Here is a 16,373-nt window from a genome sequence, read left to right on the forward strand (position 1 = left end):
TTCATATTAAGGGGAAAATATGGGATTTGCTTTATTTACTTTAAGTGAGCTTTGCTTATTTTTAATCAACAATTTCATAAAATTTAAGGACAAAAACAAGAAAAATCTTGCTGCTGGACTCATGTTTTTTATAATGTTTGCCTTTGCAGCTTTCAGAGGATCTGGGGATGCAGATTATTACAACTACCTATGGTTTGCAAAAGATATTGGAGTAGATTTTTCAAAAGTTTTAAACTTTTCCTATCCAGTAGAGTTTGCCTTTAGATTATTTTCTTATTTGATAAATATTCTTAACCTTTCAAGGCAGTGGATAATTGTAATTATGAATGCCCTTTCCATAATACCAGTGGCATATATATCCATAAAGAAAAGTGCAAATCCATTTTTATCTGCAATTATATTTTTGCCAATTTTTATCCAATTTGATATGCAAACGGCAAGAACTGCAACTGCCATAGGACTTGGGCTTTTGAGTATAGATTTTTTTGTCAGCAAAAAGTTTTTTAAAAGCTTTTTATTTTTCTTATTTGCTATGACTTTTCATAGGGCTAGCGTAATACTGTTGCCATTTTTATTTTTTATGGCCTTTGATATTGGTAGATTTTTTAAGATACTAACTGCAGGTGCTGCTTTGCTTGCATCAGTTTTTTCTAGCCTTATGTTTAGAATTCTTGCCCAAATTTTATCGGCAATTGGTTTGGGGCGAATGGCAACTAAGGTTTTAAACTACACCTTTACTGGACAGTTTGCTGGGGCAATGAAGTTTTATGACCCAAGGATAATTTTTGCAGCAGCCTTATTTATCACTACATTGATGTACTTTAAGAAAAAAGATTTTGGAAAATTTTCCATAGAAGAAGCAAGTATCAAGGCTATGTGGTTTGCTCTTTTAGTACTTTTAGTATTTAGGTCATCAACAGCCATAGCCTTTAGATTTTCAACCTTTTTTACAATTTTGGAAATTATTTATATACCTTTAGTCTTAGAAAAAGTAAAAAATATAGATAAGCTGGGCAAATTTTTAATTACCCTTGCTATAGTGGTTTTCCTAATCCCATACGCCATTTTCTTAATGGCCAAGGCGCCAAGCTATGACTTTTTCTTTACAAATTTAAATGCGATTCACTCATTAAAATAGGAGATATTTATGTTAACAACACAAGAAATTAGAAAAGCAATCAAAAAAAATAAATGGCTGATTATTATTCCAGCCCTACTAATTGGATTTTTGGCTTATTTTACTCAAAATATTTTACCGGGAGATTATGAGGCTGAGGCTGTATTGATTGTAACAAGTAATGATGATGAGCCAATTACCTATAATAAGCTGATTTTAAATGAAAAACTTGCCAATGTATATTCTCAGTTTTTAGAATCAGAAAATTTATTTGAAACTGTTACAGAGAAAATAGATCCAGATTGGGATAGCAAAATGGTTTCAAAAAACTTTGATTATGATGTCAACCCTCAAGGCGGGGTAATTAGTTTGACTTACAAAGATTCAAATGAAAAACGAGCAGAAGATACACTAACATTAATTGCAGAAGAATTTAGGTCTTATGCAAGAAATTATCTGCGTATGGAAAACATCGAGTATTTACAAAATGTAGTTGTAAATAAGGCCTCAAAGTTACGTGGCATAATTTTTGCAGTTTTAGGCTTAATAGTAGGAGCGCTAATTGGAATATTACTTCTTATACTTAGAGAACTAATTTCAGATAAGATAAGCTCTGCTGATGATATCCGCGAACTAGATTACGAAGTTTTAGCTGATCTTACAAAAGATAAGGAAGCTGAGCTTGCAAAAGTAAAAAGAAAAATAAAAACAAATGCAGGTTCTGCCGTGATAGGTATATCCGAGCTTAATAAAAATAATGATAACAAAAATATTAGTACAGATATTTCAGAAGTACTAAACGCAGTAGAGATTAACCCTCAAAGTGATAAAAATATTTTAGAAGAATTAAAGGGACTGAAAGCAAATTATCCTTATATTTTAATTAAAGAATCAAATTTCAATAGCTCAGATGCAATTGATTTTGCAGAGTATGAAGATTACAAAATCCTTTTAGTTTCAAAAAATGCATTAAAAAATGATTTGAAAAATGCAGTAAAAGAACTAAAAAGACTTGGGATTGATCTTTTAGGGGTGATTTATTATTAAAAAAATTTTATTATTTCTTTGCCTTTTTATACTAACTTCTTGCAAAAATGAGGACAGTTACCAGGATCAAAATATAGAAATTTATCAAAATCAAAAACAAAATCAAAAACAAGACGACCCACAGATTGGTGGACTTTATGAAGTAAGTGAAAAAACTGATATTTATGCAGAAATGGATGAATCTACTGCATATGATAAATTGGAAAAGGGATCGGTTGTTAAGATTTTAAATGAAAGTGAAAATGGCTTTATAAGGGTAGATTTTAACGGTGATTCTTTATATATAAAAACAAAATATCTAAAAGAAATATAGGGGCTATTAGCCCTTTTATTTTTGCATTTTTTTATTTATGTAATATAATAAATATGCACTAGGGGTGCCAGTTGGCTGAGAACATACCCTTAACCTGGTCAAGGTAATGCTTGCGGAGGAAAGTGTCTAAACCTCTATAAGTATGTGCAAAAGGAGGTATTTTTTATGCAAAATAATCAGACAAAATCATCTTGGACTACCAAGATGCTAGTGGAAGGTGCACTTGCAATTGCCCTATCATTTGTTTTAGCGCGTTTTACATTATTTAAAATGCCACAAGGTGGAGAAATCACACCAGGCCAAATGATTCCACTAATCATATTTTCACTTAGATACGGTGCTAAAAAAGGATTTTTAATCGGAGCTGTATATGGAATCTTAGATATGATGTTTGGTGGATATATAATTCACCCTATACAAGCAATCCTAGATTACCCATTACCATACGGACTCATTGGTCTATCAGGACTTTTCTCAGATGAATTTAAAAGAACACGTTCATTTGCTCCAGTATTAAAAGGAACATTTATTGCAATTATTGCAAGATATATAACACATGTATTATCAGGTGTAGTATTCTTCTCATCATATGCTCCAGAAGGACAAAATGCTTTAGTATATTCAATAGTTTATAATGCATCATATTTAGCAGTAGAATACGCAATTGCCCTAGTAATATTATTCTTATTAAAGAATTTCATTACCAAAGATTTACTAGATCTATAAGTGAAATAAATATTAGCAATCCTCAGGGGTTGCTTTTTTTATCTAAATTTCAATATTTTTTTCTATCTAATATTTTTTTATTTTTCTACTTGCAAAAATGAAATATAGCGGTTATAATATTATTGTACTAAGATAGTAATACAATAATACAAAAATTAATGGAGGCGCGGATGGAATTTGATGCATCAAGACCGATTTATCTGCAACTTCTAGAAGATTTTAAGGTAAAAATATCAACTGGTGAATGGCAAGCTGGCTCTAAGATTGATTCGGTGAGAAATCTAGCAAGCCTTTATCAGGTAAATCCAAATACTGTCCAAAAGGCACTAGCAGAGCTTGAGCGTGCAGGTTTTACAGAAACTCGTAGGACTGCCGGAAGATTTGTAACAGATGATCAAAACTTAATTTCTAAATTAGAAGATAATTCTTTTTATAAAATAGCGGATGATTTTATAAGCGGTGCAGAAAGTTTAAACTTAAAAAAAGATGAAGCGATTAACCAATTAAAAAAATATTGGGAGGAGAAAAATGATTGAGATAAAAAATTTAACCAAGGTCTATGGCGGTAAGGCAGCCCTAGATAATGTAAATTTAACTTTGGAAGATGGGCAAATAATTGGCCTAGTTGGGGAAAATGGATCAGGAAAAACAACTTTGCTTAGAATCCTTGCAGGCCTTGAAAGAGATTATATGGGTTCTGTAAAAATAAATGGATCCAAACCAGGAGGGCGTACAAATACTATAGTTTCTTATCAACCAGACCACTTGCCTTTGGATAAAAAAACAAAAATAGATGAAGTGGTTAGCATATATGAGAAATTTTATGATGATTTTGATAGCAACAAATTTTATGAACTGATAAAGGGTTTTGATATCTCAAGTGAATTAAAACTTGGAGAATGTTCAAAGGGTATGAGAGAAAAAATCCAAATTGCCCTAACACTTAGCCGACAAGCAAAAATTTATTTATTAGATGAGCCAATAAGCGGTGTTGATCCAAAATCAAGGAAGATGGTAATAAATACTATTATTGAAAATTTTGATTATAATGGGATTTTACTAATATCTACTCATTTGATTGCTGAAATTGAAAAAATTTTGGATAGGGCTGTTTTTGTAAAAAATGGACAAATAATTATAAATGAAACTGTAGATGATATAAGATTAAAACATCAAATGGGTGTAGAAGATTACTTTACGGAGGTTATGTAATGGGAAAATTACTCGGACAAATTTTTAAGGAAGATATTAAATCTATAATTTTGTGGTTATTTTTACCCTTAGCTGCAGTTATGATTTTTTCTCAGTTAATCAATATTTTTAATAACTCAGCATTAGTTGGTATTGGAATGGTACTTTCTGGGATACTTTTAGTAATGGGACCGCTTATTTCTCTGGTAATTATGACTAAAAATGATGACAAGAGATTTTATTCTGATAATGCATCATTTTACTCAGCATTGCCATTTGATGCGAGTCAAGTAACAGGAGCAAGATATATAAATTATATACTTTTAGGCTTGGTAATTATTGTATCTATGTTTATAAATTTTATATTGTTGATGAGAACTCAATCAACTGAAGCAATCAGCATTTGGCAAATGCTTAGAGATATATCAACTACTATTAGCCAGATGGATAGCAAAATATTTTTTGGAGTTATTCTAAATTTATTTATGCTTGGGCTTGCTTTTGCAGCTATGATTACTTTTGCAAACACAGCAGGACATCTTAGAATATTTGGAGCTTCAAAGTCTGCTTCAGCAATTGTATTTTCAATTATATTTATAATTGTTGGATATACTTTCTCTAAATTCCAAGGGTGGATTTTAGCTGACTATATGACAACTGCCACTTCAGGAGAATTGAGGGTTGAAGTAGCGGAAAATGCACCATTTTTGAAAACAGTGATTCTGCCAAGTTTATTTAACCTAATTATCACAGCAATATTTTATATATCAACTTTTAAAATCCATAAAGACAAGCTATCCGTAGCGTAAATTAGATGCCAGATTGGCATCTTTTTTATTTACAAAAATCCTATAAAGTGTATATTTTTCTTAAATAAAGAAATAAAGGAGATACCATGAAAGATGCCCTTTTTGTCTACAATCCAAATAGTGGCCAAAGGATTATAAATGAATACTTGCCGTGGATAGTAGATTATCTTAGCGAAAGAGAATATTTAACAAGCATTTATGCAACTCAAAGTCGAGGGGATGCTCGCTACATAGTAGAAAAAATGGGTCATCGTTTTGATGAAATCTTTGTAAGTGGTGGAGATGGAACCCTTGATGAAGTTATATCTGCAGTTTGTAAAGCTGATATAAATCCGCTGGTAGGATATATTCCAACAGGATCAACAAATGATTTTTCAAAATCATTAAATATTCCTGCAGATATTGAAAAAGCAACAAAAGTTGCTAGCCGTGGTTACCAAAAAAATATAGATATTGGAAGACTAGATGAAAAGTATTTTGTATATGTAGCAGCCTTTGGAACTATTGCAGAAGTTTCTTATAGTACAGGACAAGATGTAAAAAATATTTTTGGCCGTTCTGCCTATATTTTTGAAGGATTAAAGCAAACTTTACCTCTAGTTAACATACCAGCATATAAAATGGAAGTGGAAGTAAATGGCGAAATCATAGGTGGAGAATTTATCCACTTTATGGTTACAAATTCTGTTTCTGTCGGTGGTTTTGTAGGCATAACTGGTGAAAATGTAGGACTTTCTGATGGAATTTTTGAGCTAACCATGGTAAAACGACCTCAGTCTCTTGCAGATATAAATAAAATAGTTTTTGGTCTAACAAATAGAAAAGAAAATGATATGCTAATCTTTCGCCAAGGTAGCGAATTTATAGTAAGAACTAATCAAAAAGTAGCCTGGTCCCTAGATGGAGAATATGGAGGGTCAACAACCCTAGCTGACATTAGGGTATTAAGACAAAAAATTAGGATGAGAACAGGACTTAGGTCTAGGATTTAACAGATTTTATCAAAAGTTTATTTTATTTACTAAAGGGTTCAAATTTGTTATAATAATAATGAGAACCTAGGAGGTAAAAATGTTTAAAATCGGCGATAAAATCGTATATCCGAACCACGGTGCGGGTACTATTGATTCTATTGAAAAAAAGGAATTTTTGGGAGAGGTAAAAGATTATTACATCCTAAAAATGCCAATTGGTTCTATGGATATTTCAATTCCAATAGCAAATATTGACAAAATGAACATAAGAGATGTCATCGGCAAAGAAGAAGGCGATGAAGTACTTAAGATTTTGGATGATGAACCAACAGAAATGTCTAACAACTGGAATGTAAGATACAGAGAAAATCAAGAAATTATTAAGTCAGGCGATATTTTTGAAATTGCTAAGATGGTTAGAAATCTTACAATTTTGGATAAGGAAAAAGGTTTATCAACCACAGAAAAGAAATTGTTAAATAGAGCAAGAAGAATCATGGCTAGCGAATTGGTCATGGCAGGTTCTCTAGATAAAGAAAAAGCTGAACAAATGATAGATGAGTCTATCGGACTTTAAAAAACAAGGAGTGTTATGAAAAGAATTTTTGAAATTCTTATCACGCTAATTGGGGTAGTCCTTGGCATAGTAATTTTAAATGTAGTCAATGCCGCAAGTTTCATTATTGAACCAAGCGGCATTATATTTATTATTGCAAATGTCATAGCAGGTCTAATTGGTGGGGTAATATTTTATGTAATATTTGCATCCTTTGCAAATAAATTTATAGCCAGTATTTCAAATCTTGAAGGCCAAATGAGTGACATACCGGCAAGCAAACTGATAGTTGGAACAGTTGGTGCAATACTAGGTATTTTAATTGCAACTTTAATCTCAAGACCTTTAACCAGCCTACAATTACCTTATGTGGGCAATTCAATTTTTGTGCTATTATCTATTTTATTATATCTTGGTTTAGGTTTTTTAGGTTGGAGAGTGGCAGCTAAAAATAGCGATGATTTTGTCAACTTGTTTAAAACTAGTAAAGATAGTAAAGACTTAAAATCTACTTTTAAACTTGATAGGAGCAAATCTCCAGCAAGTCCAAAAGTACTTGATACATCAGTAATCATTGATGGTAGAATAGTAGATATTATCGAAACAGACTTTTTAGAAGGAGACCTAATCATTTCTGAATTTGTATTAGAAGAACTCCAACACATTGCAGATAGTCCAGATGATCTTAAACGTGAACGTGGCCGCAGGGGGCTAGATATCGTAAATGCTATTAAAAAGTCAGATAAGATAAATTTAAAAATAACAGACCAAGACTATCCTGATATTAAGGAAGTAGATAGTAAATTGCTAAAACTTGCCATAGATTTGGGAGCAAAAGTATTTACAAATGACTATAATCTAAACAAGGTTGCAGATGTCCAAGGCATACCTGTTTTAAATATAAACGATCTTGCAAATGCCCTAAAACCAGTTGTAATCCCTGGTGAACGTATGAGAATTGATGTCATCAAGGAAGGAAAGAGTAAAAATCAAGGTGTAGGATATCTTGACGATGGTACAATGGTAGTAGTAGAAGATGGAGATAAATTTATCGACCAAACTATAAATGCTGTTGTAACCAGTGTTTTACAAACTTCTGCAGGACGTATGATATTTGTAAAAAGTGAAGGGGAATAAATGTTTGATGGCAAATTTTTATCAGCTATAATCACATCTGCAGGCTCAGGCAGACGTATGAATAGCGATATCAACAAACCCTTTTTAAACATAGATGATAAAAAAATAATCGAACGTACTTTAGAAACTGTAACAAGTATAGATGAATTTGATGAAATAATTTTAGTCATCAGAAAAGAAGATGAAGATATTATCAAATCAATACTAAAAAATGACAAATTTTCTAAAAAAGTAAGATATGTTTATGGTAGCAGCACACGCGAGCTATCGACATTTGAAGGGCTAAAAGCCTTAAATAAAGATTGTAAATTGGTCTTAACCCATGATGGGGTAAGACCTTTTGCAAGTAGAGAGCTTTTTTATAAAACTCTTTGTGAACTAAAAGAATATAAGGCAGTGATAACTGCAACAAAAACTAAGGATACGGTAAAGATTTTGGATGAAAATATGGTTGTTGATTTTACACCAAATAGGGCCTTTGTTTATAATGTCCAAACTCCCCAAGCCTTTGATAAAAAAACTATCTTTTCTATGTATGAAAAATACGTAAAAAGCGAATTTAAAATAACTGATGACAGCCAGCTATTTGAGTTTTTTGATAGGGAAACTCCAGTAAAGGTAGTGGAGGGAGAGTATTCAAATATCAAAATTACCACAAATGAAGATATCCTGTTTGCAAGAGCTTATATAAAAAATCAAGAAGAAATTGAGGAAAATAAATGAAAATTGGAATAGGCTATGATGTTCATAGGCTAGTAGAAAATAGAGATCTAATCCTAGGTGGCATCAAATTTGATTATGAAAAGGGCCTTTTGGGGCATTCTGATGCAGATGTTTTAATCCATGCCATTATGGATGCGATTTTAGGGGCTTTAGCTAAAGATGATATAGGAAAATTATTTCCAGATACCGACCCTCAATATAAGGATATATCTTCTTTAAAACTACTTGATCATGTAGTTGAGCTTATGGAACAAAGGGGCTATAAAATTGGCAATCTTGATACAGTTATCATTTGTGAGATGCCAAAAATCAGCCCAAGACGAGATAAAATTAAAAACTTATTAGCAGAGCACTTAAAAACTGACCCAGATAATGTATCCATTAAGGCATCCACAAGTGAAGGCCTTGGTTTTACTGGAGAGGGTCTAGGAATTGAAGCTCGTGCAGTTGTAATATTAGAGGAGAAATGATGCGTAGATTTATAGCTAGTGAATCAGTAACAGAAGGACACCCAGATAAAGTTTGTGATAGAATTTCCGATGCAATCTTAGATGAGTGTTTAAAACAAGATAAAAATGCAAGAGTAGCCTGTGAAACTGTAACATCAACAGGCCTAGTTTTAGTAGTTGGAGAAATTTCTACAACAGCTTATGCACCAGTAGAACAAATCGTCCGCCAAACTATAAAAGAAATTGGATATGATGATCCAAATATTGGATTTGATCACTCAAATGTAGCCGTTCTTACATCTTTAATTGAGCAATCACCAGATATTGCCCAAGGGGTAAATAGTGCCCAAGAATTTAAGTCAACAAATGATAAATACGATCAAATTGGAGCAGGAGATCAAGGAATTATCTTTGGATATGCAGATAATGAAACTGAAGAATATATGCCGGTTTCTATAAACTATGCCCATAAGCTTGCTCAAAGACTTACAGAAGTTCGTAAAAATAAAGTTCTTGACTACCTAAGACCAGATGGCAAAACTCAAGTGACAGTTGAATATGATGATGATAAACTAGTTCGTATTGACAATATAGTAATTTCTGCCCAACATACAGAAGATGTGTCACTTGATCAAATTAGGGAAGATATCATAGCTGAAGTAATAAATAAAGTTATTGATCCATCTTTAATTGATGAAAATACTAAAATTTACGTAAATCCAACAGGTAAATTTGTAATCGGTGGGCCAAAAGGCGATAGCGGGCTTACTGGTAGAAAAATAATTGTAGACACCTACGGTGGATATTCAAAATCTGGTGGTGGAGCATTTTCAGGAAAAGATCCTACAAAAGTAGATAGATCTGCAGCTTATATGGCAAGATATGCAGCTAAAAATATGGTTGCCGCAGGTCTTGCTGATAGACTTGAAATCGGTATTTCCTATGCAATTGGTGTTGCCCGTCCACTTTCAATATATGTTGATAGTTTTGGAACAGGTAAATACGAAGATGAAAGACTTTTAGAAATTGTAAAAGAAAACTTTGACTTTAGACCACAAGCAATTATTGATAATTTGGATCTACTAAGACCAATTTATAAAAATACATCAAGCTACGGTCATTTTGGTAGAAACAATCCAGAATTTACTTGGGAAGCCCTTGATAAGGTAGATGAACTTAAAAAATATTAGGAGAAAAAATGGCAAGGATTAGAAGAAGTGTAGCTATAGACCTTGGTACAGCCAAAGTTTTAGTTTTTGTAAATAACAAGGGAGTTGTCCTTAGTGAGCCATCAGTAATTGCCGTTGATGTTTTAAAAGATGAAATACTTGCTGTGGGAGATGAAGCCAAAAAACTAGTTGGTAGAACTCCAGGAAATGTAAAAGCAGTCATGCCCTTAAAAGACGGAGTCATAGCGGACTTTCCATCTACTGAACGTATGCTAAAATATTTTTTAGATAAGTCATTAAGCAAAGCTCTTTTAAAACCAGACGTGCTAATTTGTGTGCCAAGTAGGGCAACTCAAGTTGAAAAAAGAGCGGTTCTTCAAGCAAGCGAAAATGCAGGAGCTCACAGAACATACCTAATAGAAGAGGCTTTAGCAGCCGCAATTGGTGCTGGAATTGATATTACAGATGCTGGTGGAAAATTAATAGTAGATATTGGTGGGGGAACTACTGATATAGCTGTAATTTCTATGGGACAAATTATAGCAAGTACATCAGTGCCAGTTGCTGGTCTTACTTTTGATACTGCAATTAAAGATTATATTAGAAAAAGATATGGTCTACTTCTAGGAGATAATAAGGCTGAGGAAGTGAAGATTAAAGCAGGTAGTACCGACTTTGATGGATCTATTGAGGTTACAGGACGAGAAATTTCAACTGGACTTCCACAAAAAGTTTTTGTACCTGTGGGAGAAATAGAGCTTGCTATCAAGCCTTATGTTGATTTGATTGTAGATGGGGTAAAAAAAGTATTAGAGGTAACTCCTCCAGAGCTTGCAGCAGATATTTACGAAAAACAAATTATCCTGACAGGTGGTGGAGCATACACAATTGGCCTACGCCAAAGACTAGCTGATAAATTTCAAATAGATGTAAATATTGCGGAAAATGCTGACCAGTGTGTAGTCATTGGTACAGGACGAGCACTAACATGGCTTGATGAGATTGACCAAGGTGCTGATGATTCCGTAAAAGCTAAGCAAAAAGAGTTAGAAAATAATGAAAAACTAAGGAGAAGATAATGACAAAAACATTAGTAATGGTAAGACACGGCCAAAGTGAATGGAATCTTGCAAATAAATTCACAGGCTGGGTAGATGTAGATTTATCTGAACAAGGCCAACAAGAAGCAATTGAAGCTGGTAAAAAAATAAAAGAAGCCGGCATAGTTTTTGACCACGCTCACACATCAATCTTAAAAAGAGCAATCAAAACTTGTAACTATGTCCTAGAATATTCTGAACAATTATTTGTCCCAGTAGAAAAATCTTGGAGACTAAACGAACGTCACTACGGTGCCCTACAAGGATTAAACAAAGCAGAAACAGCAGAAAAATATGGGGATGAACAAGTTCACATTTGGAGAAGATCTTATGATACACTTCCTCCAACATTATCAAAAGAAGCTCAAGAAGAACAACTAAACATGAGACAATTTAAAAATCTGCCAAAAGATGTAATTCCAGCAGCAGAAAACTTAAAAATTACTCTAGAAAGAGCTTTACCATATTTCTTTGATAATATTGCACCACAACTACTAAAAGATGAAACAATTCTAGTAGCAGCTCACGGAAACTCACTAAGAGCACTAGCTAAACACATCGAAGGTATCTCTGACGAAGATATTATGGACTTAGAAATCCCAACAGGTCAACCACTAGTTTACGAACTAGATGATGATCTAAAAATGACTAAAAAATACTATTTATAAATTTTGATATAAGGCTTGTCATAGGCAAGTCTTTTTTTCTTGACAAAGTTCAGTTAAATTTGTATTTTATATTAATGCGATGCAAATTTATATAAAAAATCTTTACATTTATATGCCAAAAGGCTATAATTAATGAAGAAAAGGAGTAGATATGAAAATAGCATCAGTCGAATACGAAAACGGTGTTTCATCTCTCTTAAATTCCCAATTTGATAAAAACGAAGTAGTTATACATAAATTTGAACAAATGGAAGATCTTATAGATCTAGACCTTAGTGAATACGATTTAATTTTGGTTGATATGACTTACAATAAGTGTCTGCAGGTGATTCAATACATAAAGCAAACGACTACTACACCTGTTATTTATCTAACAGAGAGAAACACAGACAATCCTTATGAGCAAGAACTAGATGATAAAGACTTTGTCATCCATTCAAATACTCGTGAGGAGTTTATTAACTCAGTATTTGAAAAAGTAGAAGAGATCAATGATACAAATATTGTCCGACTTGGGTTTTGTACAATGGAGGAGGATAATGGCATATTTAGGATTGGAAATGATATCCTAGACCTAACCAAATTTGAAATTAGTATTTGCTCAGTTTTAATTTCAAATATGAGTAGAATTTTAAGTAAGGATAACATTGTGGAAGCCATGAACAAAAAAGGCATGAAGACCACAGAAAGGTCTGTAAGAGAGCATATCAGAAAAATCCGCCTTGAGTTTAAAAAAGCAAATCTCAATCCAATAGAAACCATAAACCGCAAGGGCTATAAGTGGGTTTTGGATAGTTGTAAACCAAAAGATTGATTTTTGTGAAATTGTTTTCAAAAGTAATTGATATTGAGTTTTGATTGTGATATAATATTGTCAAGAACTAAATAGGTTTAGTCTCTCCCTAATGGAACAAGTTTGGTCCTCGACGCCTTTGGCGTCTGCGGTATTTTCGCGCTTAAGGCGCGACTCTTCCATTAGCCAGAGGGGCTTGTTTCGGGGTAAGGTGAAATTCCTAAACCGGCAGTTATAGTCTGCGAACCATTTTTTTTGGTTGATTTGGTGCAATTCCAAAACCGACAGTTATAGTCTGGATGGGAGAAGTATATATTTTGTATTTTTTCGTGCCCCAAGATCAGGGCATTTTTTATTTGCCCATTTTAGGAGGTAATTATGATTCAAAGAAGAAGTAAATCATTTAGTTTAGACAGAATGGTAAAAGTTGGTATTTTGGCGGGCATCTCGTATTTATTGATGTTTATTCAATTGCCTATTCCAATAGCTCCACCCTTTATGAAAGTTGATTTAGCTGATGTGCCAGCGCTAATTGGTGGTTTTGCCATGGGGCCTTTGTATGGAGTTTTAATCCAGCTTATTAAAAATGTCCTTAACCTAAGTAAAACTATGACAGGCGGTGTTGGGGAACTATCTAACTTTGTTGTGGGATCTACCTTTGTTTTGGTATCATCACTTATTTATCGAGACAAAAAAACTCGCAAAAATTCGATTTTAGCCCTTGTTTTTGGTGTCATTGCTATGAGTGCAGTTGCAACTTTATCAAATGCCTTTGTAGTTTTCCCAATCTATGCCAAGGTGATGAATATGGATCTTGAAGCATTTGCAGGTATGATTCCTGGTAATTCACTAGTAAATAATTACATCACACTTATGATTTTTTCAGTAGCTCCATTTAATATTATAAAAGGTGCTATCGAATCAATCGTAACTCAAATACTATACAAACGCATATCACCATCGCTTAAATTTTAAATTTAAAGTCATCCCTAGATTATCTAGGGATTTTTTTATTATAAATAGTATAATAATTAAGATAAAGAGGATTTATGATTATAAGTAATTTAAATGAAATGAAGGGCTTTGCATATAAATTTGCATCCCTTCTAAAAGAAAATGATGTTATAAATTTAATAGGAGATATGGGTGCTGGCAAAACCACCCTTACCAACTTTATTGCTGAGTATTTTAATATAAAAGATAGCTCCTCTCCGACATTTTCTATAGTAAATATTTACGAGGGGGAAAAAACCATTTACCACCTTGATTTATATAGAATAGAGAATCCTGATGAGCTTTTAGAAATCGACTTTGAAACATATTTTTATCCAGATGATGCCATTACATTCATAGAGTGGGCAGAAAATGGAGGCGATTTCTTGCCAAATGATATGATAAATGTCGAGATTTCAAAAATAGATAAAGATACTCGTGAGATTAAAATCCTAGATGATACAAAAAAGGGGCAAGAGATAAATGAATATTTTAGCAATTGACACCTCAACTATGATTTCTACAGTAACTATTGCAAGTAATAATGAAATTATTGGGGATTTTAATGTAAACCAGCAAAAAACTCACAGTGAGTCCTTGGTTCCTATGATTGAAAATTTATTGGATTTATTAGGGATGACTATTAAAGAGATAGATGCCTTTGTCATCTCTGAGGGGCCAGGATCTTTTACAGGTCTTAGAATTGGAATGACTGTGGCAAAAACTCTAGCGCAAGTAAATGAAAAAAAACTTATACCAATTAGCACGCTTTTGGCCCTTGCAAATAATTCTTCAAGTGAAAAACTAAAAGCACCTATGCTAGATGCTAGAGGTAATAGGGTTTATGCAGCAGTTTATGATAAGGATTATAATGAAATCATAAATGAAGACCTTTATGAGATAGAAGATTTTATTAAACTTGTTGATGATTTAAAAGAGGAAGTAGAACTTATAGGAGAAATCAGCGAAAAATATTGTGAGCAATTTAAAAATGCCCACACTTTGCCTATAAATTTTAATAATTGCATTGGCAAGTCTCTTATAAGATTAGGGCTTATTCATATAAATGATAGCCCAGATTTGTTTGAAATTAGCCCAAATTACCTTAGAAAATCCCAAGCAGAAAGAGAATACGAGAAAAAGAATAAGGTGTAAAATGATTAGAAAAATGGAAATTTCAGATGCAGATGAGGTTTATAACATAGAAAACCAGGCATTTTTTGAACCGTGGTCTAAGAAAAATCTTATAAAAGATTTGAAATCTAATTCATTTTTAAATCATTATGTTGCAGAAGTAGACGGCAAGGTGGTTGGTTTTTATATATCAAGCCATGTAATGGATGAGGCGGAAATATTTACCATAGCAGTAAATAAAAAATATAAGAAGATGGGCATTGCTACAGCTTTGCTTAACCACCTAGTAGAAACAAGTCTTTCAAAAAATATAAAAGAAGTTTGGCTAGAAGTTTCTACAAACAACATACCAGCTATAAATTTATACAAAAAATTTGGTTTTGAAATAATGGGCATTAGAAAAAATTATTACCAAAAACTTGGTGAAGATGCCTATAATATGAAAAAGGAATTGTAATGACAGATTTTTATACTTTAGGAATTGAAACCAGCTGTGATGACAGCTGTGTAGCAATTCTAAAAAATGATAGAGAGCTTTTAATAAATTTAATATCATCTCAAATTGACATTCATACACTTTTTGGTGGGGTAGTGCCAGAGATTGCAAGTAGAAAACATCTAGAAGCTATAAATCCTTTGATAAAAAAAGCCTTGGATGATACAAATCTTAGCTATGATGATATAGATTTGATTTCAGTTACCAAGGGTCCAGGACTTATGGGTTCGCTTTTGGTGGGAATATCTGCTGCAAAAGCCTTATCTCTTGCAACAAATACACCTATGATTGGTGCAAATCATATGCAAGGTCATATTTGTGCAAACTATATAGCCCATAAAGACTTAGAACCTCCATTTGTAACACTAGTAGTAAGTGGAGGACACACTTATCTTGTAAAAGTAAATTCCTACACAGATTATGAAGTAGTAGGCAAAACTCGTGATGATGCAGCGGGTGAATCCTATGACAAAGTTGCAAGAAAAATGGGGCTTGGCTATCCAGGTGGTCCAAAAATTGATAAACTTGCCAAAGAAGGAAATGGATCTGCCATAGATTTTCCAAGGGTAAGACTTGAAAAAGATTCATATGATTTTTCTTTTTCAGGACTTAAAACAGCGGTCTTAAACCATATGAACCAAGAAGAACAAAAGGGAAATGAAATCAATAAGGCAGACCTTGCTGCAAGTTTTCAAGAGGCAGTTGTGGATGTTTTGGTAGAAAAATCCATGAGACTTTTAAAAGAAACAGGCTTTGACAAATTTGCCCTAAGTGGCGGAGTTGCAGCAAATAGTAGATTAAGGGAACGTATGGCAGAAGAATGTGCTAAAGAAAATATCAAATTTTATTATCCATCCCTTGAACTTTGCACAGACAATGCAGCAATGATTGCCATGGCAGGGTATTTAAACTATCAAGCAGGTGAAGTATCTGATAAATTTATGAAAGTTTACCCAAATTTAGAAATTTAAGATATAA

Annotated in this window: 21 protein-coding genes and 2 riboswitches; all 21 genes read left to right on the forward strand. The window is 33.0% G+C overall.

What is annotated here, in order from left to right:
• Nucleotides 1–19 precede the first annotated feature (19 nt).
• The 21 genes from ACKRLN_RS08705 (at nucleotide 20) to tsaD (ending at nucleotide 16,366) form a co-directional block, all read left to right on the forward strand.
• Nucleotides 20–1,138, forward strand: coding sequence for an EpsG family protein (locus tag ACKRLN_RS08705; protein ID WP_416334871.1), 1,119 nt, complete (start codon nucleotides 20–22; stop codon nucleotides 1,136–1,138).
• Between the two features lie 9 nt (nucleotides 1,139–1,147).
• Nucleotides 1,148–2,164 (forward strand): Wzz/FepE/Etk N-terminal domain-containing protein, encoded by a 1,017-nt coding sequence (locus ACKRLN_RS08710; protein WP_416334872.1) that lies wholly within the window; start codon nucleotides 1,148–1,150, stop codon nucleotides 2,162–2,164.
• A 172-nt stretch (nucleotides 2,165–2,336) separates the two neighbouring features.
• Nucleotides 2,337–2,477, forward strand: coding sequence for a hypothetical protein (locus tag ACKRLN_RS08715; RefSeq protein ID WP_416334873.1), 141 nt, complete (start codon nucleotides 2,337–2,339; stop codon nucleotides 2,475–2,477).
• 50 nt (nucleotides 2,478–2,527) lie between these two features.
• Nucleotides 2,528–2,615, forward strand: a riboswitch (TPP riboswitch).
• 27 nt (nucleotides 2,616–2,642) lie between these two features.
• Nucleotides 2,643–3,203, forward strand: a complete 561-nt coding sequence (gene thiT, locus ACKRLN_RS08720; protein WP_203127014.1) for an energy-coupled thiamine transporter ThiT — start codon at nucleotides 2,643–2,645, stop codon at nucleotides 3,201–3,203.
• 170 nt (nucleotides 3,204–3,373) lie between these two features.
• Complete coding sequence (locus ACKRLN_RS08725; protein ID WP_416334874.1) at nucleotides 3,374–3,739, forward strand: GntR family transcriptional regulator; 366 nt, start codon at nucleotides 3,374–3,376, stop codon at nucleotides 3,737–3,739.
• Complete coding sequence (locus tag ACKRLN_RS08730; RefSeq protein WP_101540731.1) at nucleotides 3,732–4,415, forward strand: ABC transporter ATP-binding protein; 684 nt, start codon at nucleotides 3,732–3,734, stop codon at nucleotides 4,413–4,415. Before ACKRLN_RS08725 ends, ACKRLN_RS08730 begins: the two co-directional genes overlap by 8 nt.
• Nucleotides 4,415–5,203: a hypothetical protein gene (locus tag ACKRLN_RS08735; protein ID WP_416334875.1), complete on the forward strand. Its 789-nt coding sequence runs from the start codon at nucleotides 4,415–4,417 to the stop codon at nucleotides 5,201–5,203. The genes ACKRLN_RS08730 and ACKRLN_RS08735 overlap by 1 nt, the downstream gene beginning before the upstream one ends.
• A gap of 86 nt (nucleotides 5,204–5,289) precedes the next feature.
• Nucleotides 5,290–6,195 carry a diacylglycerol/lipid kinase family protein gene (locus ACKRLN_RS08740; protein WP_203127011.1) on the forward strand — a complete coding sequence of 302 codons (906 nt, stop codon included), beginning with the start codon at nucleotides 5,290–5,292 and terminating at the stop codon, nucleotides 6,193–6,195.
• Nucleotides 6,196–6,274: 79 nt separating this feature from the next.
• Entirely contained in the window at nucleotides 6,275–6,754 is a 480-nt protein-coding gene (locus ACKRLN_RS08745) for a CarD family transcriptional regulator (protein ID WP_203127010.1), read from the forward strand.
• A gap of 15 nt (nucleotides 6,755–6,769) precedes the next feature.
• Complete coding sequence (locus ACKRLN_RS08750) at nucleotides 6,770–7,870, forward strand: PIN/TRAM domain-containing protein (protein WP_203127009.1); 1,101 nt, start codon at nucleotides 6,770–6,772, stop codon at nucleotides 7,868–7,870.
• Nucleotides 7,871–8,593 carry a 2-C-methyl-D-erythritol 4-phosphate cytidylyltransferase gene (gene ispD, locus ACKRLN_RS08755; protein ID WP_203127008.1) on the forward strand — a complete coding sequence of 241 codons (723 nt, stop codon included), beginning with the start codon at nucleotides 7,871–7,873 and terminating at the stop codon, nucleotides 8,591–8,593.
• Entirely contained in the window at nucleotides 8,590–9,063 is a 474-nt protein-coding gene (gene ispF / locus ACKRLN_RS08760) for a 2-C-methyl-D-erythritol 2,4-cyclodiphosphate synthase (RefSeq protein ID WP_416334876.1), read from the forward strand. The genes ispD and ispF overlap by 4 nt, the downstream gene beginning before the upstream one ends.
• Nucleotides 9,063–10,232, forward strand: a complete 1,170-nt coding sequence (metK, locus tag ACKRLN_RS08765; protein ID WP_203127006.1) for a methionine adenosyltransferase — start codon at nucleotides 9,063–9,065, stop codon at nucleotides 10,230–10,232. Before ispF ends, metK begins: the two co-directional genes overlap by 1 nt.
• Nucleotides 10,233–10,240: 8 nt before the next feature.
• Nucleotides 10,241–11,290 carry a rod shape-determining protein gene (locus ACKRLN_RS08770; RefSeq protein WP_416334877.1) on the forward strand — a complete coding sequence of 350 codons (1,050 nt, stop codon included), beginning with the start codon at nucleotides 10,241–10,243 and terminating at the stop codon, nucleotides 11,288–11,290.
• On the forward strand, nucleotides 11,290–11,979 hold the full coding sequence (gpmA, locus tag ACKRLN_RS08775) for a 2,3-diphosphoglycerate-dependent phosphoglycerate mutase (RefSeq protein ID WP_295885174.1): 690 nt from the start codon (nucleotides 11,290–11,292) through the stop codon (nucleotides 11,977–11,979). Before ACKRLN_RS08770 ends, gpmA begins: the two co-directional genes overlap by 1 nt.
• Nucleotides 11,980–12,130: 151 nt before the next feature.
• The gene (locus ACKRLN_RS08780) at nucleotides 12,131–12,793 is read left to right on the forward strand and encodes a winged helix-turn-helix domain-containing protein (protein WP_416334878.1); all 663 of its coding nucleotides are present in this window, start codon (nucleotides 12,131–12,133) and stop codon (nucleotides 12,791–12,793) included.
• Nucleotides 12,794–12,965: 172 nt separating this feature from the next.
• Nucleotides 12,966–13,087: riboswitch (FMN riboswitch) on the forward strand.
• Nucleotides 13,088–13,150: 63 nt separating this feature from the next.
• Complete coding sequence (locus ACKRLN_RS08785) at nucleotides 13,151–13,747, forward strand: ECF transporter S component (RefSeq protein ID WP_295885180.1); 597 nt, start codon at nucleotides 13,151–13,153, stop codon at nucleotides 13,745–13,747.
• A gap of 74 nt (nucleotides 13,748–13,821) precedes the next feature.
• A complete protein-coding gene (gene tsaE, locus ACKRLN_RS08790) occupies nucleotides 13,822–14,268 on the forward strand; it encodes a tRNA (adenosine(37)-N6)-threonylcarbamoyltransferase complex ATPase subunit type 1 TsaE (RefSeq protein ID WP_416334879.1) in 447 nt (148 codons plus the stop codon).
• Entirely contained in the window at nucleotides 14,249–14,920 is a 672-nt protein-coding gene (gene tsaB / locus ACKRLN_RS08795) for a tRNA (adenosine(37)-N6)-threonylcarbamoyltransferase complex dimerization subunit type 1 TsaB (RefSeq protein WP_416334880.1), read from the forward strand. Before tsaE ends, tsaB begins: the two co-directional genes overlap by 20 nt.
• 1 nt (nucleotide 14,921) lies before the next feature.
• On the forward strand, nucleotides 14,922–15,356 hold the full coding sequence (gene rimI, locus ACKRLN_RS08800) for a ribosomal protein S18-alanine N-acetyltransferase (protein WP_416334881.1): 435 nt from the start codon (nucleotides 14,922–14,924) through the stop codon (nucleotides 15,354–15,356).
• Entirely contained in the window at nucleotides 15,356–16,366 is a 1,011-nt protein-coding gene (gene tsaD, locus ACKRLN_RS08805; RefSeq protein ID WP_416334882.1) for a tRNA (adenosine(37)-N6)-threonylcarbamoyltransferase complex transferase subunit TsaD, read from the forward strand. Before rimI ends, tsaD begins: the two co-directional genes overlap by 1 nt.
• Nucleotides 16,367–16,373: the final 7 nt, after the last annotated feature.

Origin of the sequence: Anaerococcus sp. AH8042_DFU013_CI05 (genome assembly GCF_047936775.1) — a bacterium.
Taxonomy (GTDB): Bacteria; Bacillota; Clostridia; order Tissierellales; family Peptoniphilaceae; genus Anaerococcus.